This window comes from Dictyobacter formicarum, from assembly GCF_016587435.1.
The window spans coordinates 87,616-108,161 of sequence record NZ_BNJJ01000001.1; the positions used below are offsets into that span (position 1 = coordinate 87,616).

A 20,546-nucleotide genomic window follows, 5' to 3' on the forward strand; every position below is an offset into this window, starting at 1 on the left:
CGTTGTCAAACTGAAGCATAAAACAGAACAGGATTATAACAACTCCAATCTGAGAAAAACGATTCGTGCGAAGCATCACGGATCAAAAAGGAGGACCTGCAAAGTGGATTATGTTCACACACTTTTTACACATACACTGGACGCATTCAGTCGGCGCGCAGAAGTGCAAGAAATTCTGGCTTTTGGTTCATTTTGTCGCGGCAATTATGATCAGTATTCAGATGTGGATCTGCATGTTATATCAGCTGATGTTCAGCAAACTATCAAACAACTCCAACAGATACTCGCACCAGTAGGTAATATTCTGCTACAGTATCCACTCCGTATTGAACCCGGAGAAGCAGCTTATACGTTGCTTTTTACAAATTATCCACTCTACCAAAAGTTAGATATAACTATTTTAAGTCTCTCAGCTAAAATGCCTTTTGATGGTTATCAGAGCATTTATCAAACCACTTCTCCTATCTCTGACAGACCTACAAATTTTCTGCCCCTGGGCTGGAGGAGCCTGCCCGGACGCTCTACGATTATTATCTGGGAGCGTTGCGCTATGCTAAATATCGCAAGCGTGGCAAGCATTTTAGCGCCTATAAGTTTTACCGTGCCCAGGTCGATCACTTTCTACAGCACATATACCAGCAAGCCACGGGAGAGACAAAAACTAAGCTGGGTATCCTGGAATATCAGGCACTCGATAAAGAGCCTGACATGAACTCATGGAGCAAGTATCTCTATCCAGCCAGCAGTGAAGGTATGAATATTTTATATGCCGAACTGCTTCAGCAAATGTTCGACGACACACTACCTACACTCGAAGAGTCTCACCAGATAGCTATAAAAACGATGCTGGCATTTATTCTACAGGAATTGCAGATCAGCGCTACTCGATAGCAGGTGCTATCACTTGGGCATTTTTCCTGCTGTGTATGGGAATTTTTCCCCTTTAGATTGCCATACATAACGGGAATTTCACTCATGACATGGGAAGAGCCTGGCAGGTATCTTTTAAGCAACACATTGATATTGATGAATATTCAGTTACGCAGGATTTCCTGCAAGGAGGCAATTCTCTATGTCATCAACTACTCTGTATCGTTTAAGTGGCCTTAGTTTATTGATTGGCAGTGTATTGGTTATCCTGGGCATTGTGCCTGGCTTCTTCATTGGAGATCAGAATCCGGCCAGTACGATTAGCGTTGTCACTGCTATTATTCGTCTGGTTGGTGCAATGCTGGCCGCGCTGGGTTTGCCCGGTGTCTATGCAGCAAGCCATAAGAAAGCCGGCGTCCTGGCCTGGGATCGGCCTTGACCAGTATGACCTTTCAACTGGATGCTGCCTATAATCTTCTGGAGATCGATCCACAGACGGTTAAGACGCTCCTTAAAGAGCTAAAAATACAGGCACAGGCTTCAATCAGTGACATTCGGCAGTTGGTCTATAATCTGCGCCCACCAATCCTGGATGAGTGGGGCTTGACAGGAGCGTTGCGCGAGCAGGTGGCTCAATATCAGTTGAATAATGTGCAGGTCTCGGTGGAGGTGGAAGAACCGTTGCCAGCGCTGCCAGCGGCAGTCGAAGTAGCAGCGTATCGCATTGCCATGGAAGCGCTGGCCAATGTAATCCGCCATGCACAGGCTTCTCGTTGCACTATACGCCTGTCTATTTGTGATCAAACTCTATTGGTTGATGTTCAGGATAATGGGCAAGGTCTACCACAGAAGTATCAAGCAGGTGTGGGTATGCATGCAATGCATGAGCGTGCGGCCGAGCTCGGTGGCTCTTGCGTTATCACACCTATAGCGACTGGTGGCATGCGTGTCCTGGCAAGCTTGCCGCTGGTAAAGGAGCAAATATATGACGGTAAATGAGCCACTGACTATCCTGCTGGTTGATGACCATCCGCTAGTGCGCAATGGGTTGCGTGCTTTGCTATCTTCGGTGCCGAATCTGCAGGTAGTGGGCGAGGCGGCTAATGGCAAAGAAGCCATCACGCAGGCAGCAACGCTACGACCCTCTATTATTTTGATGGATCTACATATGCCAGAAATGAATGGCATCGAGGCCACCCGTCATATCTTACAGGTTAATCCACATATCGGTATCCTGGTACTTACGATGCTGGAGGATGACGCCTCGGTCTTTGCCGCCATGCGGGCAGGGGCGCGCGGCTACCTGCTCAAAGGGGCCGATCAGACCGAAGTGTTGCGCGCCATCGGCGTGGTAGCCCATGGCGAAGCCATCTTCAGTCCACCAATTGCGCGCCGTTTGATGCAGTACTTTGCCAACATGCAACCTATAATACCAGCCAGCAGCTTCCCCGATCTGACCGAACGTGAACGAGAGATACTCGTCCTCATCACAATGGGTAAAAGCAACGCGGAAATTGCCGAAGAGCTGGTATTGAGTCCCAAGACCGTCAGTAACCATGTCTCCAATATTCTCAGCAAGCTCCAGGTAGTTGATCGCGCTCAAGCCATCCTACGCGCGCGCCAGGCCGGATTGGGCTAACCCACAGAGAAGATAAATATGAGCCGCGCCGCCATCGCTTAGAGCAATGCATGTGCTATAGTAAAAAAGGAATTACCACAGCACTAACAATGGTGAAAAAAATCATTGATGCATTATAAATAAGGATATATAAAAAGCATGGCAAACAATACAACTACTCTTTATATCACCAGGCATGGCCAGACCCAATGGAACGCGGAACGGAGGATGCAGGGCCATGCAAACTCGGAATTGACTGAGTTGGGAACGCAACAGGCAACGTGGCTACATGATGCTTTGCAAGACATCGATTTTGCCGCCATCTATGCCAGCCCCAGCACACGCGCCTACCGAACGGCTGAAATTATTCGTGGACAGCGCGAGCAAGCGGTCATTGCCTGTGAGGAGCTAAAAGAGATTGGCCTGGGCTCATGGGAGGGGCACCTGACCAGCGAAATAGAACAGCAACATCCGGCTGAATTCTTTGCCTTCTGGCATGCTCCTCAAGAATATCAGGCCCTCAACGGAGGCGAGACCTTTCCGCAGATGCGTGAGCGTGTGCTGCCCAAAGTTGATGAATTGATCAATCTACATGCAGGTCAGACCATCCTGCTCGTCACTCATGCGGTCACGCTGAAAACCATCGTAAGCAGCTTTGAAGGGCGCCCACTCGCCCGCCTGTGGGACCCGCCGGTGATCCATCCCACCTCGCTCAGCAAAATCGTAATCAAGGATGGAATCGCCAGCATTGAACTCTACGCGGACGTCTCGCATCACCAGATCAAACCATCTTCGCCCATCCTAGAAAAAAGCGCCCGGGGACCCAGCGTTTAGATGGATGCCAGACACACGTAACTTCCACCATCCATGAAACGCTTTATAGGCGGCACAGGACTCTACCACGCCATCCACCAAAACATTAAGAGGCCCACCTTCTAGATCAATCGATCACGGCGGGCCGCTTCATCTATTGCTATGTACTTATTCATGCTAATCAAAATGAGACATCTGAACCGCTCCTTTCTTAATAGTCATAACCGGTGATTATTTACGTCTTTAACCAGGTCAGCATGTCATGCGAACATGATTTTTACATGTCAATTAGCTATGTGGATATATGATATTAGGCACAATATGTAAGGCTTGATGGACGTTGAAATGAGCAACGCTCAATAATACAAAAATGATTGCGAGCAAAGTAAAAAATGCTACAAGAGCTACCATCAAGAGTTGCTTATTGCGCAGTGCAAAAATCATGGTTTTCATCCTCTCTGCTGAGTAAAGTACTCAAAGCCCACTAAATGAGGGCAATCACCGGCTGGTGCAACGCATCAAACTGAACAATTATCACCAAATCCAAATACTAAAGCACAAAATTTTTTTCTTGTTTTGCAGTATCTACACCAATATTCAATTGGTTCGTTACTTGTTGATAAAAATATACATGATTATACTAAGAATTATGGCCTTTTTTATCCATAATTCACAGTACAATAAGTCTAGGTGGTTAAGTAGGAGGGTCTCTGATTTGGAGGAAGGGATAATAATTTGTAGAGGAAGATCACAAATTTGGGTGAAGATCCTTAAATGATATGCACATTACAAATTTTTTGGACGTCAAAATATAGGTAGCTCTTCCCTACGCGGGGAGAGCTACTTCGTTGTCCACAAGGTTTTTTTTCTCATAAATTTTCATTGAATTTTTTCACACTCTATTTTCTTGCACATTGTATTTACGCATTAACTTTTCTGTTAACATTTCATCCAAAAATGATTTACTTTCGACAAAAATCCTACGAGACTCATGTAAGTAGTCTAAAGCAGTATCATATTCTTTGCCCTTTCCAGTGCTTAAGCTAAAGATTGCTGTTGCGTACTGACACAAAATACGTGCATACTCTAATTTATTTTCATTTTTACGAATAGTTGTCAATGCTTGATTCAAATATTGTAAAGCATGGTCTTTCATTCCCAGATTACTATAAATACTCCCTAAAACACGTTGCCCACGAGCAGTAAATCCCACTAACCCATATTGTTTTATCTCTTCTAAAGCGTTTTTAGCCTCTTCAAGCGAATGTTGAGTTTCTCCTAGTGATAACAATACTTGTGACAATATAAGCCTACCTTCAGTTCTAGCTTCAGCTTCTATGCCTTCATAATTAATTGCTTGAGTTAATGTTTTCTTAGCACGCCTCAGAAATTTATTTTTTCGATCACTAGATTTATCCAGGTCATAATCATTAATTGCTTGAACAAAACGCAGATTTCCAAGCACTATTAAAGCCAATCCTATACAGGGAGCTGCATAAGTAACTCTGCCTATACACAGAGCTTTTTTTAATGTAGTAATTGCCTCTGGAATTTGTCCTTTCTCTTGAAATATTAAAGACAAATACGAATAAAAAATGCTATGAATTATAGGATCGTTAGTATAGTGTTCAGCTAATAAAATTGCTTGTTGCAATTCATTTTGAGCTTCCAAAAAATTTCCTATTCGCAGATCTAATACACCTAGATTTCCCATAACAACAGATACTAAGGGCATTTCTCCAATACGTTCTGCATCATTTAAAGATCGCCTCAGCGTAGCTTGTGCTTGAGAATATTCAGCAATTCTTAAATACAAATCACCCATATTACAGCTTGCTATGGCGATTTCTCTTGATCTATCGTATTGTTCAAATATTTCTACAGCTTTATTGAGATGTGGTAATGCATCATTGCATAGACCACTGGCAGCTTCAATATTACTCAATAGAATATAAATACGACCAAGATCAACAGGATCATATTGAAAAACACGGCCAATATAAGAAGAATATTTACCAGTATTTGGATTGCCCCTCTGACTCTCAAGTACACCTTCAAACAGCCTCAAAGTTTCATTTGCAATAGCACGAGCTTCATGATAATTACCACTGCGCCACTGTACATAACTTTGTTGTAAGCGTATTCTCGCCAATATTGGCCCTTCTACTATGTTTGAGTCTTTGAGTAATTTTTCTCCAAGGCGATAATATTGATCAGCCCTTACTAAATCTCCCGTATCATAAAAAGTTCTTCCTATCTCTCCAAGCAGCATAGCCTGCAATTGTACTTCTTTTGGGGATGCTTGAGATCGTGAATCACTTGTATAGCTTCTACGTATAGCTAAAGATTGCTCATAAAATACACGCGCATCATCATATTTTCCTTGGACTCTTGTACATTCAGCTAAACGCTCTCGCAGATATGCCAGGTGCGGATAGTCATTACTATCAAAATGATCTAGTGCGATATGATAAAATTCTTCAGCTGCTTTGTAAGAAGAAAGCATATATGCCTGGCTACCAGCTAGATCAGAGTAATAAACAATATCTTGATTACTAGCGCCACCTTTTACAAGGTGATTAGTAATGGTAGCAGCTACTTCCTCTTCGTGGCCCTGGTACATGTTGCGGAAAACTTCGGCGGCTTTGCGGTGCAGGCTAGCGCGCCTGGCGGCGGACAGGCGGTCGTATAGATAGGTTTTGAGCAGGGGATGCCAGAAGTGGTAGGTGATTTTGGTGCCGGTGCCTTCTTCGGTGAGCATGCCCGAGCGTAAAGCTTCTTCGAGGAGGTCGAGGACGATGTCTTCATGATTGGGGAGTTGCGATTCCATTTCGCTGATGGCCTGGAATTCGAAGGAGCCTCCGATGACGGCAGCTTTGCCGAGCAGTTGCTGGCATTTTTCGCTCAGGCGCGTCAGACGCAGGGCGAGCACGGCGTTGATGGTGTCGGGCAGGCTGTCATTGAAATTGTCTTTGTTGGTAGATACTTCGGGCGAGGGCGCGTCAACGACGCTGCGGGCCAACTCTTCGGCGAAGAAGGGGTTACCACCGGCTCGCCTGGTGATTTCTTCGATCATGGTTTCGGGGGCGTGCGAGACCTGGGAGACCAGCGAGTTGATATGTGCTTCACTCAATAGCTCCAGGGAGATGGTTTCTACGGCGTTTTCACGGCGCAAGTCGGTGAGCAATGAGCGCAAAGGACTGCTCTGGTCCAGTTCGTTTTCGCGGCAGGTGCCGACAATGGTAATGGGATAGCCATAGGTGCGGCGGGCCAGATAAGCCAGCAGTTCGCAGCTACTACTATCGGCCCATTGCAGGTCGTCCAGGGTAATCAGAAGCGGAGTGCTCTCGCTGATCAAGGTGAGTAGCTCACGGGCCGCCTCCCAGAGGCGCAGTTGCTCCTGTTCAGGAGAGAGCGAGGAGGGGAAGTTGACCGTCGAGAGGAGGTCGTGGATTTCGGGCAGCAAGGTGCCCAGTGGCTGGAAGACCAGCGGGCGCCGCTTCACTTCCTGGCGCTGCCAGACTCCCTGGTCCATGGCTTTGCGCAACACTTCGGTCCATAGACGATAGGGGATGGTACCCTCCTGGGCGTAGACACGGCTCCAGGCGACAGCCCAGCTGCGCCTTTTGGCTTCACGGCCCAGTTCTTCCGCCAGACGTGTCTTACCAATGCCGACATCGCCCATCAACAGCACGCACTGTGGGCGGCGATTGGGGTCCAGCGTGGCGACGGTTGAGCGGCGCTGGGCACCCAGACGGAAACGCGCAGCCTGCTCGGTCGTCGTCAGCAGCTCACGCAGCTGCTCTAGTTCTTGCTGTCGGCCCACCAGCGGACTCTGATGGCTACGGCCAATCTGTATCGCCGGAGCCTCGGTCATGCCTCCGGGATTATTGTTTGTATCGCGAGTAGCCCGCTCGGCAACGGCCGCTTCGGTGGCGCGAGCCTTATTGCGACCCCGCATCAAATCATCATAGAGCTTGCGCGTATCTGGCAGGGGAGCAATATTATATTCTTGTTGCAGCACCGTAGACAGCTTCTTATAAACACGCAGAGCCTCACCGCGACGCCCCAGCTTCTCCAGTACAATCATCAATCGCTGCACACCAGCCTCATTAGTAGGATCAACCGAGATCAATTTATCCAATGGATCAATCGCATGCACCAGGGCATCGCGAGCAATCATCAGATCCGCCAGTTCCAGCAACAATCCAATCCAGCTGCGCTGCAATGACTCACGGCGCGCACGCGTCCACTCATTACGCCGATCTTCGGGTAGGAACTCCCCGCCGTACAGGCTGGCAGCCTCCTTAAGCAGCTTCTCCTTGGTACCAATGTCCTCTTCATCCTTAATCTCATGGGCCCGCGTCAACAGCTGCTCAAAGACATCGGCATCCACCCAGATCTGCAAGGGATCGGCCAGCGTCAATACTTCACGCTCAGTCAACAAGAGCGGTGAGGTGGCAGGACGATTGCGACCCGGCTCAAAAACCTGGCGCAGACTATAGACAGCGCGGTCCAGGCGACTACCCGCGGTATCTATATCCAGATCAGGCCAGAGCGCCTCTGTAATCTGTTCACGCCCCAGCTTGCGTCCAACCACACTTACCAGGCAGCCTAACAAGGCCCGCACCCGTTGATGCTGCCATGAAGCATCCGTCACCGTCTGCCAATCCAATGGATCACGCGGATCGCGCCGCTCCAGGCGAAATTGTCCCAGCGTATAAATACGGATAACGGCCTGGTCCTTCTCATTAGTCTGCGCGGGCGATGGCTGCTGATTTCCCAGCATCGTCGCTTCCGCCTCAGGTGGCAAATGTTTTCCAATATAGGTGCGAGTCGTACGCCCTTCTACCGTCTGGTAAGCATACCAATAAGGGCCGTGTCCGACCCCTTCTCGGCACCGCTTACAACGTGGTTTTCCACAATAACTAACCTGTTGGTGATAGGTAATCTTCGTATTCATCGCACGTGCTCCTGAGTTCGCCACCCGAAAGTCCTATATTAAAAATAATTCATTCAAACTTCTGCCTGATTATGCCGTCATCACCTCTCACAATCTATTCCTTCCCATGCCTGACAGTCATATCAGCGTCCGGCATCCATGCGCTCCAGGGCGCCCTACCTGTCCCCAACCGCCTGCTATCTACGCCGGACAATAATCAATCCAGCAAAAAGAGGATCATTACAAAGACGAACAATCCCCCTGGTACATCAAATAATGTATAGCAGGCAGTATATATCATGATAAATAAAACTTCATCATGGTATGAAAATAGTATTAAAAAACAGGTACATTGTCTTATAATCAATGCATACTTGTCGTACACTTGCGGACGGGCGCATCCGCGCCGAGTCTTGTTTTTATGGTGAAGTGCAAGAATATTTTTTGCATAGCAATGATGCGAAACTTTTTACATAAAAATACTGATAGAGCGCGAATCAAATGCCTAGAAAGAGGATAATTTGGGGAAAAGAACACATATAAAAAATTACATTCTTTGTATACTAAAAAAGGGTTGGCTGGGGTTCATTGTATGAGGAACTTTTTGATAGAGCTGTGAACCCACTACTACATTCTTTCTCGCACTATTAAAAAGTTCCTCGCTGTTTTATGCTAGGCCAGCCGCACCACATAGCGTCCCACAAAAGAAACTGCCAGGGTATCACCTTCGAGGATCTCAGCCTTCAATTCCAGGCGTCCTTTTTTATGGGTGCGCAACATCTTCTCAAAGCGCCCTAGCTGCTCGTTAGAAGGACGATAGCAATAGGCCGAAAAATCCTTTTTTACCGGGGCCAGGTAGCGGCAATTACTATCTTGAATAATAATTTCGCCCGTCAGGTTATACTCCTGGAGCATAAACCAGGTCATGCTCCAGCCGGCCAGCGTTAACAGGGCGCTCAGGCTACCGCCAAAGGCAGTGCCGGCATGATTAACATTCTCAGCCAGCGGAGCATCTAAACGCAGTATGCGCTCATCATAGGCACCCACCGTCAGGTTAAAATGTCTGGTGATTGGTATTTCTGTATTGAGTAAAGTCTGGAGCTCGCGTAATCTGTCCTGCATCGTATAGCTACCGGCCTCCTGCATAAAATCGTAAGCGTCTATAGTGTACCCCTTTTGAAGGGGCTAATCAAATACATATATTATCAGGAGGGTAGGTAAAAGCAGCTAATATCGAACTCACGTATGATTTATGAATAATAGAATTTTCTATATAAAAACTTCCTTGACAGAAATAGTAGTTACGCGTATCTTATAAGGGCTCTCGCTCCTGAGAGAAAAAAGCTTTGAAATTTCAAAAAAAGCGGACATGATTTTGTCTGCACATGAGGTGATAGAATGCCCCTGGAACTGCTTTTTTTTATTGCTCTGCAATTTATATTTATAATAATAAATATCTCAATTGGAATGATTAGCTTCGTACGTAGCCGAAAAATCCTGCGAGAAACACTCACTACTCCTGGTCAGGATCCTCAATCCATCAATAACTTTATGCACTACATGGTCAGGCGCAATCATGTCGTACGCCAGAGTAGCTACATTAATGCATTGGTACTCATTGCTGGCATAGTGCTACTTGGAATTGGCTTCATGCAGCTGCCCAATTCACTTATATATGGGCAGATAGTGATTATCAATAATAACGAGCACCAGACCTTTCTTAACCTGACCGCTGTTATTTCTCTGATCATCATTTGTTCGCCCCTGCTAGGGCTGGCAATTGGTGGCAACATTGCTTTCTATCTATCCAACGTTTTTATAGATGCCATTGCCAGCGAGTTCTTCCATGTCTCTTCGCTCACCAGGCAAGAATTTGCCCGTATCCGCCTGAAGTTTATGCTTAATGCTTCTTTGCCGCTGATTATTTTTCTGGAAATCGTAACACTGGTAGCCACTATTACGGGACAGATCCTGCCAGCATCAATCGTCGGGCTTATTTACATAGTTGCAATCATATGTATACGCCTTCTTTTGGGGCGCAAGATATTGAAGACTATCAACAATTTACAACCAATCGAGCAAACCAGTTGGGCCTATCTACAGCCGCGCATCGCTGCCTGGTCGCGATTAGCAGGTGTGAGCTTCGGGGAAGTTTTGATCCAACCAGACATAATTGGCACCAATATTCGCGTCATCGGTCGCAAAAATACGATGTTAATCATTGGGGACCAGATATTGCGCCACACCGACTGGCGCCAACAGGATGCTATGATCTGCCTGGAACTGGCACTGGTCAGGAAAAAAGTGCTCAATTGGAACTTCTGGAGAATCATCAGTATGCTTGTGGGTCTTGGCCTCCTGTTTGTACCCCTTATCGTGCAACTAAGCATAAACATCCTGGATATCACCATATTCTTCTTATGCACTTTTTTAATGCTGCTGATAACGATATTTGTTAACCGTGGCTTCCGAAAAAAAATGCACACGCTATACCAGGACGCTGACTGTATTTCCTGCTACTTTACAGGGGATCCAATGGCGACGATGGTAGCCCTGACTACAATACAGGCCCTCAATGGCGTTCAGGCCACGCAAAAATCAAATGCTATTCCTTCGGCCAATACGCGCCTGCAACAACTAGACCAGTTGGCGCGCCAATCCTGGCCGCGTGCCCCCTACGCCAGCGAACTGGTACCAGCCATTACACCAGTGACGTTTGGTCCCTATCAACTCAGCACAGCCTTCGACAAGCAAAGCGAGCCCGCGCCCGTCCCGGATGCGCCGTATGTGCTATTGGCATAGAACAACAAAAAGAGGGAGAGGTTGTAGCCTATAACCTCTCCCTCTTTTTCATACTCAGGATATTTTTTGCGCGTACTGATCGATATTACGGATCATGGCAGGGATCCATTTTTTGGTCTCAGGCAACTCATACATGGCTTCGGTCAATGTCCAGCGAATGCTGGTGATCAAGATGCACACGGCACCTAGAGCGATTTGCCACTCAAGCGGTCGGCTTAACATGGGTCGCACACTGGGATAAGTTGCCGCCCAATGCTTGACCTCCGCTTCATAGGCCTGCAACATTAGCTGCGTTTCGACTTTACGAAACGCAGCCGCATGCACCAGGCTATACAAATCACCCAGGTAGGGACTGAGATAAGCCATCGCCCAATCAACCGGAACGATGGTGTCGTCGCTGATCACCAGGTTTTTTACATGGTAATCGTTATGGCAGAGAGTCAATGGTAGCTGGCTATAGAGTTCATGCAACTGATCTGGTAACCAGCGCTTCACAGCCTGCAATACCTCCTTCTTCCCCGTCTCCAGTTCGTCGCACTGCAGCAGATAATCGAGAGCCTGGATATAATAATCTGCGGAGATACAATAGTTCTCGAATCGCCCGGCGTCCGCATCCTGCAATTGTACCAGAGCGGCACAACGCAAGCGGGCCAACACACGCGCAGACTCCAGAAAATGTTCCGTCTGCGGCTGCTGCTCAAGAGTATTGAGGCCAACATCCTCTAAAATAAACAGATGCTCTGATGCACCTAACCAATAGGAATGGAGTTGTGGTCGGGGCGCATGTAGTGGCAGCAAAACTTCCTGGTAAATGGATAGCTCAGCTGCCATTGAACCGCGGCTCTTCTTCGCAATCCACGTCGCCCCATTCCGTGTCGTCACCCGCCACACCTCGGAGAGCCCCCATTTACGTAAAAGTTCCCACTGTACTGTTTCCGCCAGCATAGGCAGCTGCAAGATGTAATTGCGCCATGGTAGAGGAATCATATTAATGTTTGACATATATTTTCCCATTATATGGAACAACATAGCACATTACTATATAGAATAGTATAGGCAATCTTCTAAGAAGATAGCAAGTAATTATGCCCTCCTCCTATCTGCCTCTCTTTTCATGTTACTTGATCGGGGGTACACTATCAGGAGATGGTTCGGCTTGAAAGATATTCATCAGGTCAGCACTATAGATTAGAAAACGCTATACAAATTATATATAAATCTGGGAGTTATCATGACAAATCATTCTTATAATATACATACGGCAAAACAAGAAGGTGCTCTGGCATCCTGGCGAGATGGTTCAACGAAGCAGGCCATCCTCAATTTTGTCCAGCAGGTCAGTGCTCAAGATAGTCCCACCTATGTTCCCCCGGCTGAGCGGATTGCTGCTTTCGACAATGACGGGACCCTCTGGTGCGAGAAGCCGTCTTATGTGCAGGAAATCTTTGTTATCAAATATTTCCATGAGCAGGCAGAACTCCATCCAGAGCTGCGCGAAGTACAGCCATTTAAAGCTTTTGTGGAAAATGATCGCGCCTATTTTCAGGCTTTAAGTATCCAGGAAGTAGATAAGCTAATTCTGCAGGCCGTCTCCGACATGCCGCAGGATGAGTATGTACAGAAGGTGCGTTCTTTCTTTCAAGAATCGTTGCACCCACACTATCAGCGTCCATTTACTGAGATGGCTTATGCTCCTATGATCGAACTGATGGCATATTTACGGCAACATGAGTTTCAGATCTATCTGGTTACAGGTGGCGAAACAGATTTTGTGCGTCAGGTAGCTGAAAAGATGTATGAAGTTCCCCACAGCCACGTGATCGGTAGCTCGGTGATGGTAAAGCTGGAAACTCACCATGATCAGCCACGGCTCATCAGGCAAAAAAGTATGCTGGAACCACTTAACGAAGGACCTGGTAAAGTCATCAATATGCACGTGCATATCGGCCAAGCACCAATCCTGGCGGTTGGCAACTCGAATGGCGATCTGGATATGCTCCTGTACACCGAGCACCAGGCACGTCCAAATCTACCACTGCTGATCCATCACGATGATAGCGAGCGCGAATTCGCCTATGATCATGGGGCGGAGCGGGCACTCCAGGCTGCCACCATGCACGACTGGAATATCATCAGCATGAAAAATGACTTCAACCACATTTTCTCAGAGATTCCCGCAGAGGCTGCATGCGGTACCTATAAATAAGGTATTGCTGATAGAAAGCTGTCCCTGTTTGAGACGCTCCACCAGAGCTTCCCATACAGGTCCATCTTCTGGGCTGCAAAGATCCACAACACCACAGAGCGCCCGCGTATAACTTGAAAGTACGCGGGCGCTCTGCATATCAATACGTGACTTAATTGGGACGATATGGAAGAGTCTCATCCGAGGACTTATCAGCGTCAGCCGCCGGATAATTATTAGTTGATGGTGGAGCTGGCTCCGATTGAGGATCAGAGGCATAAACTGTTTTTTGTTCGGCCTCAGAACGTGGCTGCTCTTCTTGTGGCTCTGCGGGTCGCTCTGGCACCGGCTGACCATATGGAGGTTGACCGGGATGAGATTGACCATATGGAGGCTGTCCCGGCTGAGGTTGGCCGGGATAGGGTTGCCCTGGATGAAAATACCCATGTTGAGGCTGACCGGGATATTGTCCATATGGGGGTTGACCAGGATAGGGCTGTCCATAGAACGGTTGCCCTGGGTACGGTTGGCCAGGATATGGGGGCTGGCCATATGGGAGTGGGCCGGCCAGGTAAGGATTACCAGACTTTCTGGCCAGGCTGCGACCCAGCAAACCACCGAGTGCTCCCATGCCAGCTCCGATACCGATTGTAAGCAGCAGCAACATCACCACCCCAAAAATGCCGCCCGCTACCATTAACGAGCGTGCCGTTTCTGGTGAAATCTGCTGGCCACTGCTACTTTGTTGATAGGCCCCAGAGACTCGATTTAACGTAACGGCATAGAGCATGATCACGCTAAAAATAGCATATAGCACGCCATCAAACACGGCAGTCCAGACACCAGCTACGGTCGCGGTGCTTACCTTACCAGTCTTGCGGGCTGCTAGCGTACCAACTAAAAAGAAGAAGCCCAGGTCAAGTAGCCAGGCCAGACCGGTAACAAAAAGAGTGAGAAATGGGGTAGAAGAAAGTGCAAATGTGTTGATGCAGTAAAAAATGACGCCCACCACAAACATGCCCACGCCAAAAATGAGACCATAGAGAAATGAGACTTTTCCTCCCTCTGGAGGACGCTGATAAGGCTGCATGAGGTACTCCTTACTATAAGCAGCGCGACATCTCATATATATTGAATAGAATGCATTCAAATGAGATGATAGGGCATAATAATTCCATTTTGCTTCATTATAAATGAAAATGGGATACACCACCAATATGGGATGCTGAACTTCAAGTTTTATGGCCGCTGCGCCCGCTATCTCCTTATACGCAACTACCATGGCTCAGGTTTCGAAAAAGACGACGCTAGCTCATTCGCTGACCGCAGGAGCGTTACTCTCTTGCTGCGCTGACGCGATGGCAGATTTTTCCATATGCAAGCGCTTCTCACTCTGGCTTTGTACAAAAAAAATGAGTCTAATAAAAACAGGGCTGTACTGCATTTTCTATTTTAATTGTTTCGAGGTACTTTGTCTACCATGGGTATCGAGGGCATATAACCATCATAGGAGAAGCTTGTTTTGGCGCAATAGCTATCATACTAGTATAGATGTGTCTGGGCTCGGCACTCTATGTCTGAAGAACACGCCAGATACAAAAGAATGAGAATATACAAGAGCAGTCAGCCCCATCACTGGATAATTCCGTTGTATCTATTGATTGCGGCCCCTAGCATCGCTTTCCCACTGGCACCAGGCGGCCTTCCTTTCCGTCTGTTTGTGGGCAATATTGTATTTACAGTGTTTTTGATAGTTGGCCTGCTACGCAGTATCAATACTAAAACCAGGCCCAGCGCCGCGTTGCTTCCAGCACATATTTTGCTGCCCGCCATGCTCTTGATTTTGCTAGGATTTGTCTCGATTATATACTCCAGGCTTAATCCTGCAGTCAGTATAAGCGGTACATTTCCACACACGCACGTCGCGTGGACACTATTAAATATTGCGGAGATGCTGCTGCTCTTTGGGTTACCTGTAGTGCTGATCGCCACACCGCAGTTTATCCAACACGTGCGCGATGTGCGGCGGATCATCATCGCCTATGCGGTTCTGGGCGTAGTCTATGCCCTGGTCGTTATCTGGACTACTCCGCTTGAACATTATATCCAGCTAATGATCCTAACCAGCCAGCGACCATCGACATTTAGCATGGTTACCGGCGTAACTGGCACACAGCTTGTTTTCTTTGTGTGTATCGCCCTGGGGCAAGCCCTGTATGCACGTCAGCGTGTAGCGGCCTGCTGCTGGTGGCTGGTGACGCTCATTCTAATACTGGCAACAATACTTTCCTTTGAGCGCACAGCCTGGATTACACTATGTATTTCAAGTATGATGACGCTCGGCCTGCGCTACAAAAACATCGGTGTGCTCCCACTTATCCTGGCTATCCTGCTGCCGTTGCTGATACCAATCATACTTAACACGATTATTCCAGTTCAAAACAATAGCACTGACTACCTGCTCAGGTGGCAAGAGGCTTTCAGCATCTGGCAACGCTATCCATGGCTGGGTATCGGGGCTGGCAACTACCAGTTTGTGGTCAGTGCTTATGGTGCGGATGCCGAAGGAGGGGCGCATAATCAGTTTTTGGAGGTTCTGGTAGAAATGGGCCTGCAGGGCATCCTCTGTCTGTTGTGGATGGTAATTGCGATCGGTTATATTAGTCTGCGGCGCTTCAAGCAGGCCGCAACTGCGGCGGGAAAAGCCATCACACTATCCTATCTGGGCTACTACGTAACCCTGCTTATACTGAGTGTCAGCGGCGACTCATTCCTTCCCTCGGTCACTAACGCGAATGGAACGGCAACCCAGATCCTTGCCTCGTATCACTGGTTTCTACTGGGCATCGTGCTCACCTTACCCAAATGGGAAACCGCTGGCACGCATCCAGTGCTACCTAAACCTTTATCTGGTCCCCAAAAACAACTACAAACGGAAAAAAAGCCACTCTCATAACGCATCCAGAAATTTGATAAATAACTAATTATAACTTTTATGCTGCACTGTACAATAATCATAAGTAAACAAAATAAGTAATCCATCTTCTGGTGTAGCTAAGGATTGACTATTATGCGCATCTTGTTCTTTACCCCGCAGGTGCCTTCGCGCATTCAGGCACGCTCAATTAATTTGCTCAAGGAGCTCTCGAAAGAGCATGACATATCTCTGGTCTCGTTACTCATGGATCAGAATGAGCTGACATTATTAAAAGAGATTGAGCCCTATTGCGTCTCTATAGATCTGGTGCCTCATTCAAAGTGGCAGATATGTATCAATCGTCTGCGGGCACTTCCAACCCGCATCCCTTTGAACATCGCTTCATATCGGTCCGTCATAATTATTCAATGCCTCAAAGAGGTTATCCAGCGCCAAAGGATCGACCTTATCCATGCGGAAGTCGCCGCCGTGGTCCCTGCTCTTAATACTCTCCGTGAGGAAATACAGGTGCCAGTTGTTTATGATGCTGTCAATTGCTCCTCCTGGCAGCTACAGCAAAAACTGGATACGCTGCATCATCCGCTAAAAAAATGGTTCACCTACAGCGCATGGCAGAGGATGCGCCACTTTGAACAATCGGCATTGGAACAGCTTGAGCAAATCGTGATCGCCGACGCATCGGATCGGGACCGCCTGGGCTTGCTGATGGGGCGGTGGCATAATATCAAGGTGGTTCGTAATTGCGTGGATATCGATTATTTCAAACCACGGCAGTCTCGACCCAACCATTCCAATGCGCTGGTTTTCTGCGGCCATCTGGATAAATGCGCCAATGTTCAGGCGATCCTGCATTTCTGTGAGCACATTCTGCCGTTGATCTGGCAGCAGAAACCAGAAACCACTTTGACGATTGTGGGTCCTAATCCTCCTCTGGCCATTCAAGCACTAGAAGATGATGGGCGGATTACAGTGACTGGCTATGTGCCGGATGTGCGTCCATATCTGGATCAGGCGACGGTTGCCCTGGCTCCGCTACTGGTCGCTAGCGGTCCTCAGTTCAATATACTGGAGGCCCTGGCGATGGAAACTCCGGTCGTGACGACACCCCGCTGTAGTCGGGCGCTGGGCACACTCCACGGCCAACACCTGCTCGTCGCCGAAGGTCCGCAGTCCTATGCGGAAGCTGTGCTGACATTGCTCAATTATCCCTTTCTGGCCAGGGCGCTGGGAGAACAGGGCCGCAAATTTGTCATCAATCATTACAGCTGGGCGAGTGCTGTAGCCGTTCTTAACCAGCTCTACGCGGCCCTGCCAGGTATCTCCGAGCTATATGATGCAGAGACGCCTTTGCCGTTTATACATAATTCCCATACCGAACATATTCGAAAAGTGTAGCTTTGCTTCCCAGTACACTGGGGAACAAAGTGCCCCCTTGCGGGCGGGCGCATACGCGCCCGAGCTATTTATTATTTCTTTGGTGGCGCAACACGGTCGCACAGCGACCGTGTTGCGCCACCAAAGAAAAATATTTTTGGGGTCCAGAGGCCCCCAGGCTGGCAAGCCATCATACACATGGAAAGGCTCGCTTCATGACAATTCACCAGTATGTACATGCGCTACGTAAGCGGTGGAAATTGATTGCATTATGCTTTCTGGCCGTAGGGTTGGGAGCATTTACCGCTAGTGAACTGATCATTCCACGCTATGAGTCCACAGCAATCATCCAGATCGTGCTGCACTCGACTACCAACCAGGTAGATATTACTGGCCAGCAGGCCAGTGATCAATTGGTGCAGACGCAGGCCCAACTGGCTGGCAGCATGCCTGTGCTGCGTGAAGTCGCATCACGCTATCCCAATCTCACGCCGGAGCAACTGACCAGCAACATCAACATCACGCCACAATCCGGCACCCAGCTCTTCAGCATTCATGTTTTGGATTCCGATCCCAGACGTGCGGCGGCTATCGCCAATGACATCGCCAGTACCTTGATCAAGCAGCAGGTTGCGCTCATGCAGCAAAATAAAACTGTATCGCTGCAACAAATACAATCTGACCTAAAACAAACTCGTGCCCACATCGATGATATAGAGGCACAGCGCGCTAAACTGGTGAATGATAAAACGAAAGATCTGGAGTTGCACTCCCTCGATGAGCAGGCAAAAGATCTATATTTACACTACAATCAGTTGCAGTCACTCATAGTCCAGATTGAACTGGCGGATGCTCAGGGCAGTACCTTCTTGCATGTCGTGCAGCCAGCTCAACCATCAGATCAACCAGCCCAACCAGATGTACGCCTGAATACAGTGCTGGGCCTGAGCGGCGGACTCCTATCTGGACTGCTGCTCATTTTATTCCTTGAACTCTGCGATGCGCGCATATATAGCGAAGAAGACCTGATGCAGTTGGTCGATTGGCCGCTACTCACTACAATCTGGAAAGAATCTGCTGTCAGAAAGAAAAAAGAACGCAAGCAAGCGGAATTGCTGCTGCCCGCTGATCAGAGTCCTAATAGTGAGGCCTATCGTCTCTTGCGCGCCAACATTGGTCTCTTTCAGGCGCACAAACCCACCCGCACGGTGATGGTTGTCAGTGCTACTCCACAGGATGGTAAGAGCACCATCACGGCTAACCTGGCAATATTTATGGCTCGGGCCAACAAAAAGACCCTGTTGATCGATGCCGACCTGCGCCGTCCGACCCTGGCGAAAAAATTTCACCTGCCACCCGATCAAAGAGGCTTCAGCTCTGCTATCTCGCATTATGAAACGGCGCAGGCCAGTCCCAAAAATTTCGCCACCATCCTGGAAGAAATCAGTACGGGCAAGAATAGCCTTCTCAAAGACTATCTGCACACTGGCAATATTCCCAATTTGCTGGTGATGCCCAGCGGCCCGCTACCTCCCAATCCACCAGAGCTCTTGGATTCAAAGGCCGTGGATCAATTTATGGCGGAGCTCGATCAGAGCGATTTTGATACGATTATTTTTGATACGCCACCCCTGTTAGGTTTGTCGGACGCCACCATCCTTTTACCTAAAGTCGATGGGGTGTTAGTGGTGGTTGATATTACGAAGGCGCGCAAGAAAAGTATCCAGCGCGTTCAACAGCAGTTAGAGCAGTTGGGGATCCGGGTATTGGGCTGTATTATCAATAAACACAAGCTTCATGCCCACGATCTGCCCACTCGCTATTACCATAACCAGCCAGGTGATCCTCAGTCCAAAAAGCAGCCAGAAAAACCAGCCCCTCTATCACCGCCAGAGAAGAAACTGCTCAAACCACGCAACAAATCTACCTCTCCCAACCGAAAAATAGATGTCCTGAAAGGTGCGAGCAGACAACAACAAAAGCAGGCACAAGAAATCGCTATCATGGACACATTGCCGCTGCCAGCGATAGGAAAGCGCGAGCCCGAGGGATACCTGCAGATCGAGGAAGGTGCACGTCTGTACTATAAAGTGGTCGGAGATAAACCACAGACGATGATTATTCCAGCGGCGAGCTGGCTTGCCGCTGATCTGACAGCGCTGGCGCAGGAATATACCCTGATCTTCTACGACCAACGCGGTCGTGGCAAATCTAGCGCTATTACCTCTGCCGCCCAGATTGGGATGCAACAGGACATCAGTGATTTGGAGGCCATACGCCAGCACTTCAATGTGCAGCACTGCGCGCTGCTTGGATGGTCCTACCTGGCCAGTATCACAGCCCTATACAGTCTGCAACATCAAGAGTATGTCAAAGCCTTAATCCTGGTGACGCCAATGGCGCTGCATTGTGGCAAATATGAGGATCCGCGCAAGCTAGATCCAGATAAACGCCTGAACCCCAAAGCGATCAAGCGATTAGAGGAAATGCTCAAGCAAGGCGTTGACAAAACAGATCCTGGCACCTATAACCGCGAATATATCAAGGCCACCCGCCTGCCACGCCAGATGGGCAAGCCGGCCGCTATCGCTAACATGAAAAGCGATCCCTGGGTCTCACCCAATGAATGGCCAGATGCCATCTCAACCTTCTTTGACATCTTCGCCCGCTCAATCGGCGACTGGGACTGGCGTGCGCTGGTCGCTAACCTCAGGATCCCCACCCTGGTCATCCATGGCGCAGAAGATCTTGTGCCACTTTCTTCTTCCACAGAATGGGCGCAGATCCTTCCTAATAGTCGCCTCTTAACTATACCGGACGTTGGCCATTATCCCTGGCTAGAAAGTCCTGAGGTTTTTATGCCAGCAGTCATACAGTTCATCAAGGCACAATGGCCGCCGGAAGCACTGGCGTTACCAGATATGGTCGCTTCGCAGCCGCGTCGCAGCAAACGCTAATTCCCAGCGCACAGAACGGGACCGCATAGTTGCAGCAGCGGGCACAC

The 20,546-nt window shown here is 48.4% G+C and carries 15 protein-coding genes; 11 read left to right on the forward strand and 4 right to left on the reverse strand.

The annotated features are described in order from the left end of the window. Positions 1–103 precede the first annotated feature (103 nt). From JMI88_RS00400 to JMI88_RS00425, 6 genes are all read left to right on the forward strand, one after another. Entirely contained in the window at positions 104–712 is a 609-nt protein-coding gene (locus tag JMI88_RS00400) for a nucleotidyltransferase domain-containing protein (RefSeq protein ID WP_201359781.1), read from the forward strand. Beyond that, on the forward strand, positions 709–891 hold the full coding sequence (locus JMI88_RS00405; RefSeq protein ID WP_201359782.1) for a hypothetical protein: 183 nt from the start codon (positions 709–711) through the stop codon (positions 889–891). The genes JMI88_RS00400 and JMI88_RS00405 overlap by 4 nt, the downstream gene beginning before the upstream one ends. A 181-nt stretch (positions 892–1,072) precedes the next feature. Then, positions 1,073–1,309, forward strand: a complete 237-nt coding sequence (locus JMI88_RS00410; protein ID WP_201359783.1) for a hypothetical protein — start codon at positions 1,073–1,075, stop codon at positions 1,307–1,309. Positions 1,310–1,314: 5 nt separating this feature from the next. Then, positions 1,315–1,869 carry a sensor histidine kinase gene (locus JMI88_RS00415; protein WP_236022780.1) on the forward strand — a complete coding sequence of 185 codons (555 nt, stop codon included), beginning with the start codon at positions 1,315–1,317 and terminating at the stop codon, positions 1,867–1,869. After that, entirely contained in the window at positions 1,856–2,509 is a 654-nt protein-coding gene (locus tag JMI88_RS00420) for a response regulator (RefSeq protein ID WP_201359785.1), read from the forward strand. The genes JMI88_RS00415 and JMI88_RS00420 overlap by 14 nt, the downstream gene beginning before the upstream one ends. Positions 2,510–2,647: 138 nt before the next feature. Continuing rightward, entirely contained in the window at positions 2,648–3,322 is a 675-nt protein-coding gene (locus JMI88_RS00425) for a histidine phosphatase family protein (RefSeq protein ID WP_201359786.1), read from the forward strand. 871 nt (positions 3,323–4,193) lie between these two features. Here the strand turns inward: JMI88_RS00425 and JMI88_RS00430 are convergent. Further along, positions 4,194–8,264: a DUF6788 family protein gene (locus JMI88_RS00430; protein ID WP_201359787.1), complete on the reverse strand. Its 4,071-nt coding sequence runs from the start codon at positions 8,262–8,264 to the stop codon at positions 4,194–4,196. Positions 8,265–8,915: 651 nt separating this feature from the next. Then, positions 8,916–9,365: a YiiD C-terminal domain-containing protein gene (locus JMI88_RS00435; protein WP_201359788.1), complete on the reverse strand. Its 450-nt coding sequence runs from the start codon at positions 9,363–9,365 to the stop codon at positions 8,916–8,918. A 345-nt stretch (positions 9,366–9,710) separates the two neighbouring features. Here JMI88_RS00435 and JMI88_RS00440 point away from each other — a divergent pair, with 345 nt between their 5' ends. Beyond that, entirely contained in the window at positions 9,711–11,045 is a 1,335-nt protein-coding gene (locus tag JMI88_RS00440) for a hypothetical protein (RefSeq protein WP_201359789.1), read from the forward strand. A 54-nt stretch (positions 11,046–11,099) separates the two neighbouring features. Here the strand turns inward: JMI88_RS00440 and JMI88_RS00445 are convergent, their stop codons facing one another. Beyond that, the gene (locus tag JMI88_RS00445) at positions 11,100–12,047 is read right to left on the reverse strand and encodes an aminoglycoside phosphotransferase family protein (protein WP_201359790.1); all 948 of its coding nucleotides are present in this window, start codon (positions 12,045–12,047) and stop codon (positions 11,100–11,102) included. Positions 12,048–12,276: 229 nt separating this feature from the next. On the opposite strand from JMI88_RS00445, the gene JMI88_RS00450 reads away from it, so the two are divergent. Further along, positions 12,277–13,251 carry an HAD family hydrolase gene (locus JMI88_RS00450; RefSeq protein WP_201359791.1) on the forward strand — a complete coding sequence of 325 codons (975 nt, stop codon included), beginning with the start codon at positions 12,277–12,279 and terminating at the stop codon, positions 13,249–13,251. A gap of 151 nt (positions 13,252–13,402) precedes the next feature. On the opposite strand, the gene JMI88_RS00455 is transcribed toward JMI88_RS00450, so the two are convergent. Next, complete coding sequence (locus JMI88_RS00455) at positions 13,403–14,320, reverse strand: hypothetical protein (protein ID WP_201359792.1); 918 nt, start codon at positions 14,318–14,320, stop codon at positions 13,403–13,405. Positions 14,321–14,878: 558 nt separating this feature from the next. On the opposite strand from JMI88_RS00455, the gene JMI88_RS00460 reads away from it, so the two are divergent. The 3 genes from JMI88_RS00460 to JMI88_RS00470 all read left to right on the forward strand — a co-directional run bounded on the left by JMI88_RS00460 (position 14,879) and on the right by JMI88_RS00470 (position 20,499). Next, on the forward strand, positions 14,879–16,186 hold the full coding sequence (locus tag JMI88_RS00460; RefSeq protein ID WP_201359793.1) for an O-antigen ligase family protein: 1,308 nt from the start codon (positions 14,879–14,881) through the stop codon (positions 16,184–16,186). A 114-nt stretch (positions 16,187–16,300) separates the two neighbouring features. After that, positions 16,301–17,563 carry a glycosyltransferase family 4 protein gene (locus JMI88_RS00465; RefSeq protein ID WP_201359794.1) on the forward strand — a complete coding sequence of 421 codons (1,263 nt, stop codon included), beginning with the start codon at positions 16,301–16,303 and terminating at the stop codon, positions 17,561–17,563. Between the two features lie 194 nt (positions 17,564–17,757). Then, positions 17,758–20,499, forward strand: a complete 2,742-nt coding sequence (locus JMI88_RS00470; protein WP_201359795.1) for an alpha/beta fold hydrolase — start codon at positions 17,758–17,760, stop codon at positions 20,497–20,499. Positions 20,500–20,546: the final 47 nt, after the last annotated feature.

Coding starts and splice junctions, on each gene's coding strand:
- JMI88_RS00405 (WP_201359782.1), top strand. CDS start 709: ATGAACTCATGGAGCAAGTATCTCTATCCAGCCAGCAGTGAAGGTATG.
- JMI88_RS00410 (WP_201359783.1), top strand. CDS start 1,073: ATGTCATCAACTACTCTGTATCGTTTAAGTGGCCTTAGTTTATTGATT.
- JMI88_RS00415 (WP_236022780.1), top strand. CDS start 1,315: ATGACCTTTCAACTGGATGCTGCCTATAATCTTCTGGAGATCGATCCA.
- JMI88_RS00420 (WP_201359785.1), top strand. CDS start 1,856: ATGACGGTAAATGAGCCACTGACTATCCTGCTGGTTGATGACCATCCG.
- JMI88_RS00425 (WP_201359786.1), top strand. CDS start 2,648: ATGGCAAACAATACAACTACTCTTTATATCACCAGGCATGGCCAGACC.
- JMI88_RS00430 (WP_201359787.1), bottom strand. CDS start 8,264: ATGAATACGAAGATTACCTATCACCAACAGGTTAGTTATTGTGGAAAA.
- JMI88_RS00435 (WP_201359788.1), bottom strand. CDS start 9,365: ATGCAGGACAGATTACGCGAGCTCCAGACTTTACTCAATACAGAAATA.
- JMI88_RS00440 (WP_201359789.1), top strand. CDS start 9,711: ATGATTAGCTTCGTACGTAGCCGAAAAATCCTGCGAGAAACACTCACT.
- JMI88_RS00445 (WP_201359790.1), bottom strand. CDS start 12,047: ATGTCAAACATTAATATGATTCCTCTACCATGGCGCAATTACATCTTG.
- JMI88_RS00450 (WP_201359791.1), top strand. CDS start 12,277: ATGACAAATCATTCTTATAATATACATACGGCAAAACAAGAAGGTGCT.
- JMI88_RS00455 (WP_201359792.1), bottom strand. CDS start 14,320: ATGCAGCCTTATCAGCGTCCTCCAGAGGGAGGAAAAGTCTCATTTCTC.
- JMI88_RS00465 (WP_201359794.1), top strand. CDS start 16,301: ATGCGCATCTTGTTCTTTACCCCGCAGGTGCCTTCGCGCATTCAGGCA.
- JMI88_RS00470 (WP_201359795.1), top strand. CDS start 17,758: ATGACAATTCACCAGTATGTACATGCGCTACGTAAGCGGTGGAAATTG.